Annotated in this window: 14 protein-coding genes and 3 tRNA genes; 8 read left to right on the top strand and 9 right to left on the bottom strand. The window is 69.1% G+C overall.

The annotated features are described in order from the left end of the window. Window positions 1-23: 23 nt before the first annotated feature. The 3 genes from hrpA to ACWDA7_RS17440 all read right to left on the bottom strand — a co-directional run bounded on the left by hrpA (window position 24) and on the right by ACWDA7_RS17440 (window position 5,092). A complete protein-coding gene (hrpA, locus tag ACWDA7_RS17450) occupies window positions 24-4,022 on the bottom strand; it encodes an ATP-dependent RNA helicase HrpA (protein ID WP_450605170.1) in 3,999 nt (1,332 codons plus the stop codon). Between the two features lie 138 nt (window positions 4,023-4,160). Further along, on the bottom strand, window positions 4,161-4,502 hold the full coding sequence (locus tag ACWDA7_RS17445) for a hypothetical protein (RefSeq protein WP_450605169.1): 342 nt from the start codon (window positions 4,500-4,502) through the stop codon (window positions 4,161-4,163). 287 nt (window positions 4,503-4,789) lie between these two features. Next, complete coding sequence (locus ACWDA7_RS17440) at window positions 4,790-5,092, bottom strand: hypothetical protein (protein ID WP_450605168.1); 303 nt, start codon at window positions 5,090-5,092, stop codon at window positions 4,790-4,792. A 300-nt stretch (window positions 5,093-5,392) separates the two neighbouring features. On the opposite strand from ACWDA7_RS17440, the gene ACWDA7_RS17435 reads away from it, so the two are divergent. The 4 genes from ACWDA7_RS17435 to ACWDA7_RS17420 all read left to right on the top strand — a co-directional run bounded on the left by ACWDA7_RS17435 (window position 5,393) and on the right by ACWDA7_RS17420 (window position 9,367). Continuing rightward, a complete protein-coding gene (locus ACWDA7_RS17435; RefSeq protein WP_450605167.1) occupies window positions 5,393-6,046 on the top strand; it encodes a TOPRIM nucleotidyl transferase/hydrolase domain-containing protein in 654 nt (217 codons plus the stop codon). A gap of 249 nt (window positions 6,047-6,295) precedes the next feature. Next, window positions 6,296-7,282 (top strand): asparaginase, encoded by a 987-nt coding sequence (locus ACWDA7_RS17430; RefSeq protein ID WP_450605166.1) that lies wholly within the window; start codon window positions 6,296-6,298, stop codon window positions 7,280-7,282. A 147-nt stretch (window positions 7,283-7,429) separates the two neighbouring features. Next, entirely contained in the window at window positions 7,430-8,425 is a 996-nt protein-coding gene (locus ACWDA7_RS17425; protein ID WP_450605165.1) for a hypothetical protein, read from the top strand. 282 nt (window positions 8,426-8,707) lie between these two features. Further along, complete coding sequence (locus ACWDA7_RS17420; protein WP_450605164.1) at window positions 8,708-9,367, top strand: NADPH-dependent FMN reductase; 660 nt, start codon at window positions 8,708-8,710, stop codon at window positions 9,365-9,367. Window positions 9,368-9,545: 178 nt separating this feature from the next. On the opposite strand, the gene ACWDA7_RS17415 is transcribed toward ACWDA7_RS17420, so the two are convergent. Beyond that, the gene (locus tag ACWDA7_RS17415; protein WP_450605163.1) at window positions 9,546-10,508 is read right to left on the bottom strand and encodes a GAF domain-containing protein; all 963 of its coding nucleotides are present in this window, start codon (window positions 10,506-10,508) and stop codon (window positions 9,546-9,548) included. Between the two features lie 516 nt (window positions 10,509-11,024). Next, window positions 11,025-11,207 carry a hypothetical protein gene (locus tag ACWDA7_RS17410; protein ID WP_450605162.1) on the bottom strand — a complete coding sequence of 61 codons (183 nt, stop codon included), beginning with the start codon at window positions 11,205-11,207 and terminating at the stop codon, window positions 11,025-11,027. A gap of 65 nt (window positions 11,208-11,272) precedes the next feature. Here ACWDA7_RS17410 and ACWDA7_RS17405 point away from each other — a divergent pair, with 65 nt between their 5' ends. After that, window positions 11,273-11,494 (top strand): hypothetical protein, encoded by a 222-nt coding sequence (locus ACWDA7_RS17405; RefSeq protein WP_450605161.1) that lies wholly within the window; start codon window positions 11,273-11,275, stop codon window positions 11,492-11,494. Between the two features lie 441 nt (window positions 11,495-11,935). On the opposite strand, the gene ACWDA7_RS17400 is transcribed toward ACWDA7_RS17405, so the two are convergent. The 4 genes from ACWDA7_RS17400 to ACWDA7_RS17385 form a co-directional block, all read right to left on the bottom strand. Then, window positions 11,936-12,009 (bottom strand) — tRNA-Phe (locus tag ACWDA7_RS17400). A gap of 24 nt (window positions 12,010-12,033) precedes the next feature. Further along, window positions 12,034-12,108, bottom strand: a tRNA-Asp gene (locus tag ACWDA7_RS17395). 36 nt (window positions 12,109-12,144) lie between these two features. Further along, a tRNA-Glu gene (locus ACWDA7_RS17390) sits at window positions 12,145-12,217 on the bottom strand. Between the two features lie 80 nt (window positions 12,218-12,297). Continuing rightward, the gene (locus ACWDA7_RS17385) at window positions 12,298-13,914 is read right to left on the bottom strand and encodes a metallophosphoesterase family protein (RefSeq protein WP_450605160.1); all 1,617 of its coding nucleotides are present in this window, start codon (window positions 13,912-13,914) and stop codon (window positions 12,298-12,300) included. 85 nt (window positions 13,915-13,999) lie between these two features. Here ACWDA7_RS17385 and ACWDA7_RS17380 point away from each other — a divergent pair, with 85 nt between their 5' ends. From ACWDA7_RS17380 to ACWDA7_RS17370, 3 genes are all read left to right on the top strand, one after another. Then, window positions 14,000-14,350 carry a metallopeptidase family protein gene (locus ACWDA7_RS17380; RefSeq protein WP_359397560.1) on the top strand — a complete coding sequence of 117 codons (351 nt, stop codon included), beginning with the start codon at window positions 14,000-14,002 and terminating at the stop codon, window positions 14,348-14,350. A 139-nt stretch (window positions 14,351-14,489) separates the two neighbouring features. Then, complete coding sequence (locus tag ACWDA7_RS17375; protein WP_450605159.1) at window positions 14,490-15,023, top strand: hypothetical protein; 534 nt, start codon at window positions 14,490-14,492, stop codon at window positions 15,021-15,023. A gap of 250 nt (window positions 15,024-15,273) precedes the next feature. Continuing rightward, window positions 15,274-17,152: DEAD/DEAH box helicase (locus ACWDA7_RS17370; protein ID WP_450605158.1), on the top strand; the 1,879-nt coding region annotated here is incomplete at its 3' end.

The raw sequence follows: 17,152 nt of genomic DNA, 5'->3' as shown, positions 1-17,152 counted from the left end.
ACTCACCCCGCGTCACCGCGCCGTCACGGCGCCGCGGCGTCGATCGCCTTCACGATGCGCTTGTCGGAGACCGGGTACGCAGTGCCCAGCGCGTGCGCGAAGTAGCTGACCCGGAGCTCCTCGATCATCCAGCGGATCTCCAGCACCGAGGAGGGGACGGGCCGGCCCTGCGGCAGCTGCTCGAGCAGCCACGCGTACTCGTCCCGCATCTCCTGCACCTTCGCCATACGCGTCGTGTCCCGCTGGACGTTGGTCGGCATCTGCTGCAACCGGCGGTCCGCGGCGACCAGGTAGCGCATCAGGTCGGGCTGCCGCCGGATGCCCACCTCGGTGACGAAGCCGGGCTTCACGAGGGCGTCCAGCTGCGCCCGCACATCCGCCAGGTTCGGCAGCAGCGCAGGGCTGCGTACGGCCTTCAGGCGGCGTTCACAGGCCTGCCAGGCGGCCAGCACCTGCTGCACCTGCCCGACCGTACGGACCGTGGTGTCGACGATCTCCGCGCGCACCTTGTCGTACAGCTTCCGGTACGACTCCTCGTCCCACGCCGGCCCCCCGAAGTCCCCGATCAGCTTGTCGGCGGCCGCCATCGCGCAGTCGTCGAAGAGGGCCTGGATCGAGCCGTGCGGGTTGGCGGACAGTCCGAGCTTCTGCTGGTTGGTCAGCTTCTCGGACGCGAACTTCGCCGGGTTCACCGGGATGTTCCGCAGGATCAGGCGCCGCGTGCCCTTCCACATCGCCTGCGCCTGCTCGTCCTCCGTGTCGAAGAGGCGTACGGAGACCGTGTCGCCGTCGTCGACCAGCGCGGGGTACGCCTTGACCGGCTGCCCGGCGCGACGGGTCTCGAAGACACGGGTGAGCGTGCCGATCGTCCAGTCCGTGAGGCCCGTACGCTCCAGGGACTCACCGCCCTGCCGCTCGGCCGTGGCCGCCGCGGCCTGCGAGAGGGCCTTGCGGGCCTTCGGCTTCAGCCGGAGCTTCAGCGCCTGAAGGTCCTTGTCCTCGTCGAGCTTGCGGCGCCGCTCGTCGACGATCCGGAAAGTTATCTTGAGGTGGTCGGGCACCTTGGACCAGTCGAAGTCCTCGGCCTCGAAGGGCACACCGACCATGCGCTTCAGCTCACGCGCCATGGTCACGGTCAGCGGCTCCTGCGGCTGCGTCCGGCCGGCCCCGTCCGGGGACGCCTTCTCCAGGAACGCCTTCGCATAGTTCGGCGCGGGGACGTAGTTGCGGCGGATGGGCTTCGGAAGGGACCGGATCAGCTCGGTGACCACGTCCTCGCGCAGGCCGGGGATCTGCCAGTCGAAGCCATCGTCCGTCACCTGGTTGAGAACCTGCAACGGGATGTGGACGGTCACGCCGTCGGCGTCCGCACCCGGTTCGAACTGGTAGGTGACCCTGAACTTCAGCCGGCCCTGGAGCCAGGAGTCGGGGTAGTCGTCCTTGGTGACCGCGCCCGCCTTCTCGTTGATGAGCATCTCGCGCTCGAAGTCGAGGAAGTCGGGCTGCTCCTGCCGTTTGCGCTTCCACCAGGAGTCAAAGTGCGCGCCGGAGACGACGTGTTCGGGCACCCGCTGGTCGTAGAAGTCGAAGAGCGTCTCGTCGTCGACCAGGATGTCCCGGCGCCGCGCGCGGTGCTCCAGGTCCTCGACCTCGGTGAGGAGCCTGCGGTTGTCGGCGAAGAACTTGTGGTGCGTGCGCCAGTCGCCCTCCACCAGCGCGTTGCGGATGAACAGCTCGCGGCTGGCCTCGGGATCGACGCGGCCGTAGTTCACCTTGCGCTGGGCGACGATCGGTACGCCGTACAGCGTGACCTTCTCGTACGCCATCACCGCCGCCTGGTCCTTCTCCCAGTGCGGTTCGCTGTAGGTCCGCTTGAGGAGGTGACCGGCCAGCGGCTCCACCCACTCCGGCTCGATCTTCGCGTTGACCCGCGCCCACAGACGCGACGTCTCGACGAGCTCGGCGGACATCACGAAGCGCGGGGGCTTCTTGAACAGGGACGAGCCCGGGAAGATCGCGAACTTGGCGTTGCGGGCGCCGATGTACTCGTTCCGTCCGCCGTCCCTGCGGACGCCGGGCGCGGAGTCCTTGGACTCCTTCACGTCCTTCATCCCGATATGGGAGAGGAGGCCGGCGAGCAGCGAGACATGGACACGGTCGCCGGGGGCCTCCTCCTCGTTGAGATGGATGTCCATCTGCTTGGCGACCGTGCGCAGCTGTGTGTAGATGTCCTGCCATTCGCGGATGCGCAGGAAGTTCAGGTACTCCTGCTTGCACATCCGGCGGAACGACGACGAGCCCCGCTCCTTCTGCTGCTCGCGGATGTAGCGCCACAGATTGAGGTAGGCGAGGAAGTCGCTCGTCTCGTCCCGGAAGCGGGCGTGCTGCTGGTCGGCCTGGGCCTGCTTGTCGGCGGGCCGCTCACGCGGGTCCTGGATGGACAGGGCCGCGGCGATGACCATGACCTCGCGGACACAGCCGTTCTTGTCCGCCTCCAGGACCATGCGGGCGAGGCGCGGGTCGACGGGCAGCTGGGCGAGCTTGCGGCCGGTGTCGGTGAGGCGCTTGCGCGGGTCCTTCTGGGCCGGGTCCAGCGCGCTCAGTTCCTGTAGGAGCTGGACGCCGTCGCGGATGTTGCGATGGTCCGGCGGGTCGATGAAGGGGAACTTCTCGATGTCGCCGAGACCGGCCGCGGTCATCTGGAGGATGACGGAAGCGAGGTTCGTCCGCAGGATCTCGGCGTCGGTGAACTCCGGCCGGGCCTCGAAGTCCTCCTCGCCGTACAGCCGGATGCAGATGCCGTCCGACGTACGGCCGCAGCGGCCCTTGCGCTGGTTGGCGCTCGCCTGCGAGATCGGCTCGATGGGCAGGCGCTGGACCTTGGTGCGGTGGCTGTAGCGGGAGATGCGCGCGAAGCCCGGATCGATGACGTACTTGATGCCCGGGACGGTGAGGGAGGTCTCGGCCACGTTCGTGGCGAGGACGATCCTGCGGCCCGTGTGCGGCTGGAACACACGGTGCTGCTCGGCGTGGGAGAGCCGGGCGTACAGGGGCAGGATCTCGGTGAACCTGTACTGCTTCTTGGTCAGCGCGTCCGCCGTGTCGCGGATCTCGCGTTCACCGGAGAGGAAGACCAGGATGTCGCCCTGGCCCTCGGCCATCAGCTCCTCCACAGCGTCCGTGATCGCGGTGATCTGATCGCGGTCGGCGTCGTCGGACTCCTCTTCGAGGAGCGGCCGGTAGCGCACCTCGACGGGATAGGTCCGCCCGCTGACCTCGATGATCGGCGCGTCGCCGAAGTGCCGGGAGAAGCGCTCGGGGTCGATCGTGGCCGAGGTGATGACGACCTTGAGGTCCGGGCGCCTGGGCAGGAGCTGGGCGAGGTAGCCCAGCAGGAAGTCGATGTTGAGAGACCGTTCGTGGGCCTCGTCGATGATGATCGTGTCGTAGGCGCGCAGCTCGCGGTCCGTCTGGATCTCGGCGAGCAGGATGCCGTCCGTCATCAGCTTGATGAAGGTGGCGTCCGGGTTCACCTGGTCGGTGAACCGGACCTTCCAGCCGACGGCCTCGCCGAGCGGCGTGTCCATCTCCTCCGCCACTCGCTCCGCGACGGTACGGGCGGCGATCCGGCGGGGCTGGGTATGGCCGATCATGCCGCGCACGCCCCGGCCGAGCTCCAGACAGATCTTCGGGATCTGGGTCGTCTTGCCGGACCCCGTCTCACCGGCCACGATCACGACCTGGTGGTCGCGGATGGCGGCGGCGATGTCGTCCTTCTTCTGGCTGACCGGGAGCTGCTCGGGGTAGCTGACGGCGGGGACACGGGCGGTGCGCTCGGTCATCCGGCCCTCGGCCTTGGCGACCTCCGCCTCGATCTCGGCGAGTACGGCGGCCCTGGCCTCGGGCTTGCGGATCTTGCGCGCGCCTTCGAGCCTGCGGCCGAGCCGGTGCGCGTCGCGCAGGGACAGCTCGGTCAGGCGGGGGGCAAGGGTGCCGAGGGCGGGGGCGGGATGCGTAGACATACGCGATCCAGGATCTCACCTCGGCGAAATTCGTGGCTAACGATTTGTCTCCGGCGGTTCGGCGCCGCGTTTCGCCCGACCGTGCGTGCGATTTCTACGGGGACGGGGACGGGGCGTGGCCGTCGTGCCCCCGTCGGCTCAGTGGTCGCCCGACTGCTGAGGCACCGAGGCCGGCTGCTGGGGTGCCGGGGGCGTCGGGGGCGTCGGGTGGGGCTGGGCGGTCCGCTCCTGGACCATCGACTTCGCGGTGTTGGAGACGGCCTTGATGCCCAGATACGCCGTGGTCATGCTGCTGACGGCGGTGAAGGCCGCAGTGAGGACGCCGACGATGACGGACGTGTCGCCGTTCAGGCGCCACACCCCGAAGATCGCGACACCGGCGATCGCGAGATTGCTGACGATCACCGCGAGGAGCCCGAAGCGAGCCCGGTCCTTCTCGAGCTCGACGTCCCCCATGACCTTCGTCCGGTCCCCGCCCATGTTCTCCCCACCCGCACGGCTGACTCTGCCCCGACGCGCCAGAACGTAGCGTCAGAGCCGGGACATGCCAAGCACATTCGCCGAGGCGGTCAGCCGACTCGATCACGTGATCGGCATGACGCGCGGGGATCTCATATGCCTTGGGGGCGGGATCTGTTGAGGGTGCGGTCTGCTGGTCGTCGGAACCGCCGGCGCCCTTGCGCACGCTGCACGGAGTCATGTGGCCGGTGTGGCGGGCCTGGCCACGCGCACCGTACTCCGAGGTCGGTGGAGTCTTGATGGCCCAGTCAATGCGCCGCCGTCCGCCGGTGCTGGCAGGTGTCGTCGGCGGCCCTGGAGAGCAGGTCCAGGAAGTCGTTCTGGAACCGGAGTTCGGCGTCGCGGCACGGGGCGCTGAAGAAGGCCCGTTGGGCTTCGGCAAGATCGCAGTTCAACAGGCCCATGGTGACGAACACCGCTTCCACTCCATGGCACCCGTTGTCCTTGAGGAACTGCTGCAGGACGTCTGTGTCGCCACTTGCCTCCCAGACGGGCCGGGCGGTTTCCCGCATCGCAGCGATGCGCGCCGATCGTTCTGCGTCGAAGCCCATCGGGTCCGCCTCTCTGGGTTGGCCCGCAGGCTACTGCCAGGTGGGCGGGGCCGCGCCAGCCCTTTTGTTCGTCTCGCTGCTTCTGGATCTTGGAGTTGCGCCGCATGGAGGTAGTCCGGGTGGCCGCCGGACACAGTGATCATGCCGACGTGCGAGTGCGTCCCCCTCGACCAGCCCGCCCGAGCCTGACCGCTCACGCGCAGCCGCACTTCCCTCGATTTCTCGGATCCTCGCCCCGGAAAAACGTGCATGCGTACGGGATCTCGGCCGTGTCAGGATCGCGTCGGGAGGCGAGGTCTCGTGGACGAGTTGAGGCGATTCCGCCGGGCGCTGGTCGCGTGGGCGGCCGGCGGAGCGAGGGCGGAGGCGGCCGCCACGGTGGCGCGGGAACTGGCCGGCCGCGTGCGGACGATCGTGCTCGTCGAGGGGAGCAGCGACCAGGTCGCGCTCGAAGCGCTGGCCACGCGCCACGGCCGCGACCTCGGTGCGGAGGGCGTCGCGGTGGTACCGCTCGGAGGTGCGACGAGCATCGGGCGTTTCCTCGACGTGTGCGGTCCTCCGGGACTCGGCCTCCCGCTGGCCGGTCTCTGCGACATCGGCGAAGAGCGGCATTTCCGGCGTCATCTGGAGCGGGTCGGGCTCGGGTCCGGTCTCACGCACGCCGGACTGGAGACACTCGGGTTCCATGTGTGCGTCGCCGACCTGGAGGACGAGCTGATCCGCGCTCTCGGGGCCGAGGGGGTGCAGCAGGTGATCGAGGCTCAGGGCGAGATGCGCCCCTTCCACACCTTCCAGGGCCAGCCCGCACAGCGGGAACGACCCGTGGAGCACCAGTTGCGGCGCTTCATGGGCACCCACAGCGGGCGCAAGGCGCTCTACGCACAGGCGCTGGTCGCGCACCTGGACCTCGAGCGCGTTCCCCGGCCGCTGGAGCGCCTCCTCGCGCACGTCTGACACGGCCCGGCGTCGCTGTCGCTGTCGCCGCCGTCGTGCCGGAGTGTGGTCCTGGCCAGAGGATCGGAGGACCGGTGCCACATCGTTCTGGAGTGTGGCGGGCTACGAGGTGTCCGGCCCTTGCCCACCCGACCTGCGCAAGCAATCGAGAAGGCGCCTTGGCAGAGGATCGGCAGACGTGATCCACTCCCGAGGGCAACCGAGGGCAGCGTTCCGTCGTTGCCTGCATACGAGCGAGAGGCACAGGGGATGGGCGTTGCACTGTTCACGCTCGGCGGCACGATCTCGATGGCGGGCCACACCCCGGGCGTCGAAGGTGTCGTCAGCCGGTTGAACGGAGCGGACCTCACCGCGGCCGTGCCCGGACTCGCCCGACTCGGAATGCCCCTGGACATCCATGACATCGAAGCCGTCCCCAGCGCGAATCTGACCTTCGCGCACATCCTGGACCTGGTGGATTCCGCGTCACAGGCGGTGAAGGCCGGGGCCTGCGGGGTGGTGGTCACCCAGGGAACCGACACTCTGGAGGAGACCGCCTTCCTTGCCGACCTGGTCTGGCCGCACGCCGAGCCGTTCGTGCTGACCGGAGCCATGCGCAACCCGACACTCGCGGGACCCGACGGCCCTGCGAACCTGCTCGCCGCCGCCCGCACCGCTGTCTCGCCCGCCGCCCGCGGCCTGGGGGCACTGGTCGTCTTCAACGACGAGATCCACGCAGCCCGCTGGGTGCGCAAGACCCACAGCACGAGCACCGCCACATTCGCCTCCCCCAACACCGGCCCGATCGGCCACGTCATCGAAGGCCACACCCGAATACTCACTGCTCCCGTACGCCTCCGCGCCCCGTACCCGCGGCCTGACGCGCTGGACAACACTCGAGTCGCGCTGCACACCGTCACCCTCGACGACGACACGGACACCCTCGCCGCCGTCGCCGCGGCGAGTCACGGACTGGTCATCGGCGGCTTCGGCGTCGGGCACGTCCCGAGCAAACTCGCCGATCTTCTGGGAACTCTGGCCGAACGCATGCCCGTGGTGCTCACCTCCCGCACCGGCGGCGGGTCCGTTCTGCGGCACACCTATGGAGCCATCGGCTCGGAGGCCGACCTGCAACGCCGCGGCCTCATCAACGGCGGCCTCCTCGATCCTTACAAGGCCCGGATCCTCCTTCGGCTCCTGCTGGCCGGCGGTGCCGATCGCGAGGCCGTCACCGCGGCCTTCGCCGAGCACGGCTGACCCGAGGCCGCGGACGGGAGCCGGGTCGGCGCCGGCGTCCGGCCCCAACCCGCGGTCTGCGGGCCGTTCCGCCCGCCGCGCGCGGGATCTGGGACCGCCGATTGCAGAAGGAACGGCGATGTCGGACCCGGCCGCTAGCCTCACGTCATGTCCCGTACCACACCGCCCCGTCCCGTTGATGTCGCCGCGGTTTTCCCGGAGTTGGCGCCGCTTGCGCGTACCGCCGTCCGTCTGCATCCGCGGCCTGGTGCCCCGACGCCGGCCGACAGCTCGGTCGGCGGACCGCTGCTGTGGCCTGTCGGAGAACCATGGCCGACGTGCCCGGAACACACGGGCCCCTGGCTGGTCGGCCACACCCCGGACGACCTTCGGAAACGGCGCCGCATTCTGACCGAGGGCTGGGCACGCCCTCGGACACCGAACACCGATTTCCTCACCCCGGACGAGCGTGCCTTTGTGAACGGCATGGGCTTCACAGGTGTGCGGTTGCCTGTCGACGGTCCTGTCCCCTTGCTGCCCGTGCTGCAGCTGTATGCCCGCGACGTTCCGTCGCTGCCCCGCCCGCCCGGCACCGACCTGCTCCAGGTGCTTTGGTGCTCCTTCGACCACGGCGAGGACTGCATGCCCGGGGTGCAGCTGCGCTGGCGCCTGGCCGACACGGTGAGCGCGGTGCGGGACGCCCCTCCGCCGGCCGTGGTCAGCGGCGACGAGGCCCTGCCGGAACCGTGTCTCCTCCACCCCGAGCCGGTCCGCGAGTACCCGGCCCCGCACGAGCTCGAGGCGGACCTTCGCAAACGAATCCATTCCTGGGAGGAGGGCCGCCCGTACGGCTACCAGTTCGACCTCGCTGTCGCTCCCGGATGGAAGCTCGGCGGGTGGGGCAACTGGAGTTTCTGCGACCCCTGGCCGATGCTCTGCGAAGAATGCGGCAGCACGATGCAGCCCCTCCTGACGGTGGACAGCTCCGAATGGGACGGGGGCACGGGAAGCTGGTGCCCCCAGGAAGAACCACCCCAGAGCGAACGACCGCTCTACCCGCACTCCCACGAACCCACGATGATCAACATCGGCCGCGGCTACACGATGCAGATCTACCTGTGCCCGGAGTCCTTCGACCACCCCCACCTGCAAGTGATGCAGTAGGCGGGGACGAGGCGGACCCTGGACCGGCCGAGCGCGGCACGTCCGCGACGCGTTGATGCCACCGGGTGATGCCACGGACACGAAAGAGTCCCCTCCGAAAATCTTCGGAGGGGACTTTGCCTTGCCCTGGTGCCCCGCCGACCCCGAGCGGGCGCCGAATCATCGACCCGGCCGGCTCCGGGCTGTCGGTTCCGGCCCTGTCGCACCGCGGCTCTCCCGGAATCACACTGGTCAGTGTGGCGCCCCACTGGAGGCGCGTGCCCACGACGGAAGGACCGCCCCATGCCCACGGACACATCTCCCGGCCCGCTCCGGGTCCTGGTCTTCGGCGCGGCACTGCGAGCCGATTCGGCCAACGCCCGCCTCGCCGCCCTCGTGGCCCGGCTCGTCTCCGACACCGGTGCCACCGTCGACCTCGCCGCCATGCGCGACTTCGACATGCCCTTGTACGACGGCGACGTGGAGGCCACCGAAGGGCTGCCGCCCGGCGCCCTGGCCCTGCGCGACCGGCTGGAGCAGAGCGACGCCTTCGTCATCTCCTCGCCGGAGTACAACGCCTCCGTGCCGGGAGTGCTGAAGAACGCGATCGACTGGGTTTCCCGTGTCCGGCCCCAGCCGTTCAAGACCAAGCACGCGATGCTCGTCTCCGCCTCGCCGTCCCTGGTCGGCGGCAACCGCGGGCTGTGGACCCTGAGGATTCCCCTGGAACACCTGGGCACCCGGGTCTACCCGGACATGTTCAGCCTCGCTGACAGCTACCAGGCCTTCGCCGAAGACGGAACCCTGGCCGACCCGGGGCTACAGCAACGTCTCTCCGAGACTGTGTCGGGTTTCCTCAGCCTCGTCGAAGCGGATGTGCGCTACGTCTGCCTGGAACGCCGGTGGTACGAGTTCCTGGGAGACCGCACCGAGGCAGCCATCACCCAACGGGCCGAGGCGTGATGCCGGGGCGCCATGAGACGTCGCGCACCCGAACCAGCGACACCACCGCACGTGTGGCACCCGCTATGCGTTTGCGTCGCTCGGCCCAGTGTGCAGTGCGGCGCCGGCGATCCCGCTCAGCCCCTTCGTCTGCTGCGTTGAAGTGCCTTACCGACAGGCCCTGGGGCTACGGGTTGGCTCAAAAATTCAAGAAGTAGTGACCGCGCCGCGCGATGATCAGGCCGACGCTGGAGGCCGCAGGGCGAGGACGGCGAGGTCGTCGTGTCCGTCGCTGGGATGGCGATCGGACAAGGCCTGTACGAATGTGCGCAGTGGCATCTGCGCACATTCCGCAGCGAGGGCGAGAAGACGTTGCAACCCGGTGTCGATGGATTGCTGCGTGCGACATGGCGGCAGCTGCAGGGACGTCATGCCCGAGAACGTCACCAATGACGGCCACGCAGGTGTCTTCGCACACCAGGAGCGCGTCGTACCAGTCACCGCCGAGAAGGCCCGGCGAAGGGGCGGGACGATAGACCGCAGCAGCCTCAAAGGGGCTCAGGTCCGGCAGACGCGGGACCAGCAGCCGCTGGAACTCCTCCGCATCATCCCGGAGTTGGCGGAACAGGCGAGCGTCGTCGATGGCCAGGCCGGCTGCGCCCGCAAGAGCAACGACCATGGTTTCGTCCTGGGCGTTGAAGGGGCATCCGTCGAGACGATCAGCGATGTACAAGCTGCCGTAGATCTGACCGCGAATGTGGATCGGCACTCCGAGCAGCGTGCGCATCTCCGGGTGGCCGGGAGGAAAGCCGGCCGAGTCCGGGTGCTCCGAGATGTTGTCCACGCGCAGCGGCACAGAGGCGTGGATCAGATGCCCCAGCAACCCGCGCCCTTCGGGGGAATGAAGCCCTTCGATATCCGCGCGCTGTTTCTCGCTCAGCCCGACCCCGATGAGCTCGGGAAGTCCGCCGTTTCCCTCCCCGTCCGTGTCCAGCACACCCAACGCGCCGTACCGCGCGCCGACGAGATCCATGGCGGTCGTCACGATCGTCCGCAACACAGCCCGCAGATCCACGTCGCGGCTGAGAGCTACTTCGTACAAACTGTGCAGCCGCTCCTGCACACGGGCGAGCGAGACCAGCTGATCAGCGATCTGCTCCAACTGGCCGCCCAGGTCAGGCTGGGGTGTCGGAGGCTGTCCGCTCCCGTGAGCTGTCACCCGTCTCTCACCGTCTGCGCCCCGCAAGGAAAGATCGATAAACGTCGAGGGCCGTATGCTCGCCTCTTCTTCCATCGCAGCGCAGGCAACCAGGCCATGCAAGTCAGAACTCCAGCAGCGTCACGGTGCGTGAGCACGTCGCGCCAGCAGGCCGTACGGGGGCGCCGACCTACTGAAAAACCAGGAGCGACCCCCTGAGCGAGGTGAGGATGGACCCCCGTCACTCGACGAAAAGCGCCGGGCCCTGGACCGACTGGACGAGGCACTCACGTAATGCGTTGATATCACTGGGTGATGTCACGGACACGAAAAAGTCCCCTCCGAAGATCTTCGGAGGGGACTTTGCCCTGATGGGCGCTATCGCGAACCAGGGCCCGCTAGGCGCTGTGATGCGGGAGATGACGAGCCCCCGGCCCTCTGGCTCGTTCCGGAGGACGGGGGCTTCGGGTGCTCGTACGATCAGGTGTTCTCCATCCTCGAGCCGGTTCCTCCCGGCGCCTTCGGCGCCCAGTTGGGAGCCTGGGTGGCGTCCTTGAAGTCGGTCGACTTCATCAGAACTCGCCAATCCTCGTTGCCCGCATCGCCATCGAGCCGAACGGTGAACTCTTTGACCTGGCGAGTGCCATGGAAGTACAGGACCACGACTCAAGGCCACCCACAACGAGCACCACCACCACGCCGGGCCCATCGCGCAGGAGAACACCACCTTGAACATCCGCAAGGCCGTGACCAAGCGCAACCAATTCCACGGCCAGGGCGTGCCGCTGGCCTGTCGATTACCAGCCGCGCTCTGGCTTATTCCCATCAGGATGACGCCGGTCAGCAGAAGCCCGCTGCCGAACAGAGTCCCCAACGGCCGGATGCCGGGATTGCTGATCACCCACCCGAAGACCCCCTGCAAGCACAGGCCGAAGGCAGCCACCAACTGACCCCAGCCGTAGAGGCGAACCCTGCGAACTCGACCCCGGTTCATAGGTAGCACCCAGCCTCGCCTGATCCCCGCTACGCCGGAGGCGGCGAAGAGCAACGCCAGCAGAACAGTTGCTATGGCGAAGAGAAGCCTCATGGTCCCTCCCGGCACGTCGGACCGCGCCCGACGTGCACCGTGATCATGACACCCGCCGCATGCCGCGTCCACGCGTTCCCGTAGCCCACGACCCTCCTGATCAACCGGACAGTCCCAGCTACGCCAAGGACGGCCCCCCTCTCGCCAAAGACCGTCACGCTTCGCTCGAGGAGAAGCGGCGGGCCCTGGAGCGGCTGGACGAGGCACTCGCGTGACGCATTGATGTCAGCGGGTGATGTCACTGGTACGAAAACACCCCCTCCGGAAGATCTCGAAGGGGGTGTTTGCCCTGGTAGGGCGGCGGTGGCTGGGGCCGGGGTCGAACCGGCGACCTTCCGCTTTTCAGGCGGACGCTCGTACCAACTGAGCTACCCAGCCAAGGGGTTTCACGTGAAACCCCAGCGGTCCTGACGGGATTTGAACCCGCGGCCTCCACCTTGACAGGGTGGCGAGCACTCCAAACTGCTCCACAGGACCAAGCATGCGTACGACAGTGTCGCACACCGTGGTGCGTGCCCCCAACGGGATTCGAACCCGTGCTACCGCCTTGAAAGGGCGGCGTCCTAGGCCGCTAGACGATGAGGGCTATCGGCCCGCCTGGGCGCTTCACAGCGCGTCGGGGACGTGAGAAGCATATGGGATGGGGGGAGGGTTCGCCAAAACGGTTTACGGGGCAGCGGGCGTGCGGCTCGCACCGGTACGGGTCGGGCTCGCAGCGGGACTGCCTCCGGGCGTGGCGGACGGGGGCGTGGCGCCCGGCGTGGGGCTTGTCCCCGGCTGATTCTCCTCGGCCAGGTGGCGGGCCACTTCCGCTGTCGTCTGCCCGAGGCCGCCCAGCCTGATCTCGTCCCAGGCCTGGAGGCGGCGGGTGTCCTTGTCCATGTAGAGGACCGAGGCCTCGATGGGCGCCGGGTACTCGTGCTCGACCGCACGCAGCCCGCTACCGCCCGTCGAACCCTCGATACGCAGCCGGGTGCCGTACTGCATGATCTCCGTCCCCTCGTGGTGCAGATGCCCGGCCAGGACCAGGGGTACCGCGCCGTCCGTCTGGCGCGCCGCCGTGGGCTCGTGGGCGATCGCGATGTCGACGGGGGTGCCGGCGGCCTTCTGATCGCTCAGGGCGGCGGCCAGACGAGCGCCCGCCAGTTCCTCGGATCGGTCGCCGCCTGGCACGACCGAACGGTCGGGGGTGAACTGCGGATCACCGATCCCGGCGAAGCGCAGCCCAGCGACCGTGACGGCCTTGCCGTCGTCCAGGACGTGGACGTTCCTCATGTGCTCCAGGTAGCGCTGGGTGGTGCGGGAGTCGTGGTTTCCGCGGACCCAGATGTACGGGGCGCCCAGGTCGGCGATCGGGTCGAGGAAGCCGTTCTCCGCCGCCGTGCCGTGATCCATGGTGTCGCCCGAGTCCACGATCACGTCGATCTTGTACTGCGCCACCAGCGACGCGATGATCTTCCAGCTCGCCGGGTTGAGATGGATGTCGGAGACGTGCAGGACCCGGATGGTCGTGGGATCGGGTTCGTATGCCGGGAGGGTGGAGGTGACGTCGTACAGCTTGGTCACGTTCGTCACCAGGCGGGCCAACTCCTCTTGGTAGACGTTGAATTCGGTGACGATGCTGCGCGCGTTGCCGACCAGGGACGGGGCGGAGGAGAGCAGGCCGGAGAACTTCGGCTCCAGCACCGACTTGGGGTTCCAGGTGGCGTAGGCCGTCGCCCCGGAGGCGGCGAGGAGGACGAGCGCCAGACCGCCGGCGGCGAGGGCGCGGCCCGGGCGGCGATAGACGGTCAGCCCGAGGGCGGTCGCTCCGGCGACCACGGCTATGCAGGACCGTACGGCGAGGTCGAGCGTGCCGTGTTCGACGTCGTGGGTGATCTCCTCCTGGAGCCCCGAGATCCGCTCCGGGTGGTCGACCAGGGCCTGGGCGCGGACCGGGTCGAGCTGGTCGACGTTGACGTCGAGGCGGAGGGGGGCCTTGTGGCTGTTCAGCTCCAGGGCCCCGAGCGGAGAGATATTGATCTTGGTGCCGCCGGTGAGCGAGGGGCGCAGGGTCATGGTGGTGTTCATGGGACCCACCGGGACACGCACGTTGCCCACGACGAGCAGGCCGAGCCAGGTGCCCAGCAGGACGACGGCGATCATGCCGAGGGCCCGGAGCCAGGGGTTTGATGGCGGGACGAGTTCGGCGGAGGGGCGGGGACGGAGCGAGCGGTAGTACCGGGCGAGCGTGCCTGACGCCCTTCGAATGCGGTGTACTACTGCGGCGGGGACGCGGGCCATTGGTCGCGTATGCCCAAGTTTCCCGGCCGGTATGCAGCACGGTTCTCGGCTCTCCTACGGCTGTGTCGTACCGGACAATGGCCTTGTGCTGGAGATGACGCGCGAGGAGTTCGAGGAACTGGTCGCCGAGGCGCTCGACCGGATTCCGCCGGAGTTGACGCGGCTGATGGACAACGTGGCGGTGTTCGTGGAGGACGAGCCGTCCGCGGACGACCCCGAGCTGCTCGGGGTGTACGAGGGGACTCCGCTGACCGAGCGCGGCGAGTGGTACGCGGGGGTGCTGCCGGACCGGATCACGATCTATCGGGGGCCGACTCTGCGTATCTGCGACACACGCGAGGACGTGGTGGCCGAGACCGAAGTGACCGTGGTCCATGAGATCGCGCACCACTTCGGAATCGACGACGCCCGGTTGCACGCACTCGGGTACGGGTGACGGCGGCTGGGTCCGCGGTGCCAAGGGGGCGTGACGTTGTCCTCGCGGGGCGCGTGTCCTCCCGCGGGCGAAGGGAGTTGGGTAGGGGGACTCCTCGCCCCTTCCCGGCAGGGAGACCCCTACCGGAGGGTGGCTGCCCGTGCGCGCCTGTTACGTACCCGTCCGTCTGGTCGCCACGGCGCTGGCCGTCGCCGCGGCCGCCGGCTGTATGAGCGTGGGGGACGACGCCGGCAGCCCCTCGCCGTCGCACTCCACAGGACGGCACGGCGGGGGCGCGCTGGACGGCGGGACGGTGGTGGGCGAGGGCGTCGGCGGAGGCCGGGGCGGGGCGGCGGTCAAGGGCGGCAAGCACGAGCAGGACGAATCGGCGTCCGGCACCTCCGCCTCGCCTTCCGCGTCGGAATCCAAGAAGGGCGCCAAGGGCAAGGGCGACCAGCCGACCGCCAAGGGGACGTCGAAGAACGGCGACGGGGGTGACGGGGGCGTGCCGCCCGCACCGACGAACGAGGAGCCGAGCTCCACGGACACGCCGCCGGATCCCTCGCCGCCGAGCCAGCCGGATCCGCCCTCGCCGACGCCGACCACCGCCGAGCCGTCGTCCTCGGCGCACGAGCAGACCACGCAGCTGATGCAGCGCGAACCGGCGCCCCGGCCGGGGGCTCCGGCCGTTTAGCCGCCGAACAGGTGAGGCGGACCAGCCGTGTGGTGAGTGTCACCCGGGATGCGCGATGCTTGGTTTGCGTTCGGCGGGTGCGAGTGCGTATGGTGGTAGATCGTTTGATCCCATTTGCCCGGCGCCGACAGGACGCGCCGCGTGTGGCGCGTACTCTCCCTTGCCGTGGCCGGACCGCATAGAGGCGGTCGATTGCGACTTCACGGATGTTTGGGCGCGTGCCGTGAACTCCGGAAGGTTCGCATTTCGCATGTCTTTTGCCAGTACTGAGCACGTTGTCGTGTCCGAGGACACCCAGGACCAGGACACCGCTCCCGAGGTCACCTTCGGGGACCTCGGTCTCCCCGAGGGCATCGTCCGCAAGCTCGCCCAGAACGGCGTCACCGTCCCCTTCCCGATCCAGGCCGCGACCATCCCGGACGCCCTGGCCGGCAAGGACATCCTCGGCCGTGGCCGGACCGGCTCCGGCAAGACCCTCTCCTTCGGTCTGCCGACCCTGGCCACGCTGGCCGGCGGCCGCACCGAGAAGAAGAGGCCGCGGGCGGTCATCCTCACCCCGACGCGTGAGCTCGCCATGCAGGTGGCGGACGCCCTTCAGCCCTACGGTGACGTCCTCGGGCTGAAGATGAAGGTCGTCTGCGGCGGTACCTCCATGGGCAACCAGATCTACGCCCTCGAGCGCGGCGTCGACATCCTCGTCGCCACTCCGGGCCGACTGCGCGACATCATCAACCGCGGTGCCTGCTCCCTCGAGGACGTGCAGATCGCGGTGCTCGACGAGGCCGACCAGATGTCTGACCTGGGCTTCCTGCCCGAGGTCACCGAGCTGCTCGACCAGGTGCCGACCGACGGCCAGCGCATGCTGTTCTCCGCGACCATGGAGAACGAGATCCAGACTCTCGTGGAGCGCTACCTCCACGAGCCGGTGAGCCACGAGGTCGACGCCGCCCAGGGCGCCGTGACGACCATGTCGCACCACATCCTCATCGTGAAGCCCAAGGACAAGGCCCCGGTCACTGCCGCCATCGCCTCCCGCAAGGGGCGGACCATCATCTTCGTGCGCACGCAGCTCGGCGCCGACCGGGTCGCCGAACAGCTGCGTGACGCCGGTGCCAAGGCGGACGCGCTGCACGGCGGCATGACCCAGGGCGCGCGCACCCGGACGCTGGCGGACTTCAAGGACGGGTACGTGAACGTCCTCGTCGCCACGGACGTCGCGGCCCGCGGCATCCACGTCGACGGCATCGACCTCGTCCTCAACGTGGACCCCGCCGGCGACCACAAGGACTATTTGCACCGTGCCGGGCGTACGGCCCGCGCCGGCCGTACGGGCACGGTGGTCTCCCTCGCCCTGCCGCACCAGCGGCGCACGATCTTCCGGCTGATGGAGGACGCGGGCGTCGACGCCTCGCGCCACATCATCCAGGGCGGCGCCGTGTTCGACCCCGAGGTCGCCGAGATCACCGGTGCCCGGTCCATGACCGAGCTCCAGGCCGAGTCCGCCGGGACCGCCGCGCAGCAGGCCGAGCGTGAGGTGACCCAGCTGGCCAAGCAGCTGGAGCGGGCCACGCGGCGCGCGGCCGAACTGCGCGAGGAGGCCGACCGGCTGCTCGCCCGCGCGGCGCGCGAGCGGGGCGAGGACCCGGAGGCGGCGATCGCGGCGGCCGCGGAGAACCCGGCGGCTTCCGAGGCCGGCGAGGCGCCGGTGGCGGAGATCTTCGTTCCGGAGCAGCCGACGGCTCAGGACGCCGAGCGGGTCGAGCGCACCGACGTGACCGAGCGCGGGGAGCGTACGTCCGGTTCGTCGTCGTACGAGCGTCGCGACCGCCGGGACGACCGGGGCGGCTTCAACCGCGACCGGGACCGTGGGTTCGACCGCCGGGACGGGGACCGTGGTGGCCGTTCGTTCGAGCGGCGTGACGACCGTGGTGGTTTCCGCCGGGACAACGACCGTGACCGTCGCCCCTTCGACCGCGACCGCCGGGACGACCGGGGTGGCTTCAACCGCGACCGGGACCGTGGCTTCGACCGTCGGGACGGGGACCGTGGTGGCCGTTCGTTCGAGCGGCGTGACGACCGTGGTGGTTTCCGCCGGGACAACGACCGTGACCGTCGCCCCTTCGACCGCG

The sequence above is a fragment of the Streptomyces sp. NPDC001156 genome, assembly GCF_053598275.1.
This window is presented reverse-complemented; position numbering and strand designations above follow the sequence as displayed.

Coding starts and splice junctions, on each gene's coding strand:
- hrpA (WP_450605170.1), bottom strand. CDS start 4,022: ATGTCTACGCATCCCGCCCCCGCCCTCGGCACCCTTGCCCCCCGCCTG.
- ACWDA7_RS17425 (WP_450605165.1), top strand. CDS start 7,430: ATGTCCCGTACCACACCGCCCCGTCCCGTTGATGTCGCCGCGGTTTTC.
- ACWDA7_RS17440 (WP_450605168.1), bottom strand. CDS start 5,092: ATGGGCTTCGACGCAGAACGATCGGCGCGCATCGCTGCGATGCGGGAA.
- ACWDA7_RS17420 (WP_450605164.1), top strand. CDS start 8,708: ATGCCCACGGACACATCTCCCGGCCCGCTCCGGGTCCTGGTCTTCGGC.
- ACWDA7_RS17445 (WP_450605169.1), bottom strand. CDS start 4,502: ATGGGCGGGGACCGGACGAAGGTCATGGGGGACGTCGAGCTCGAGAAG.
- ACWDA7_RS17385 (WP_450605160.1), bottom strand. CDS start 13,914: ATGGCCCGCGTCCCCGCCGCAGTAGTACACCGCATTCGAAGGGCGTCA.
- ACWDA7_RS17430 (WP_450605166.1), top strand. CDS start 6,296: ATGGGCGTTGCACTGTTCACGCTCGGCGGCACGATCTCGATGGCGGGC.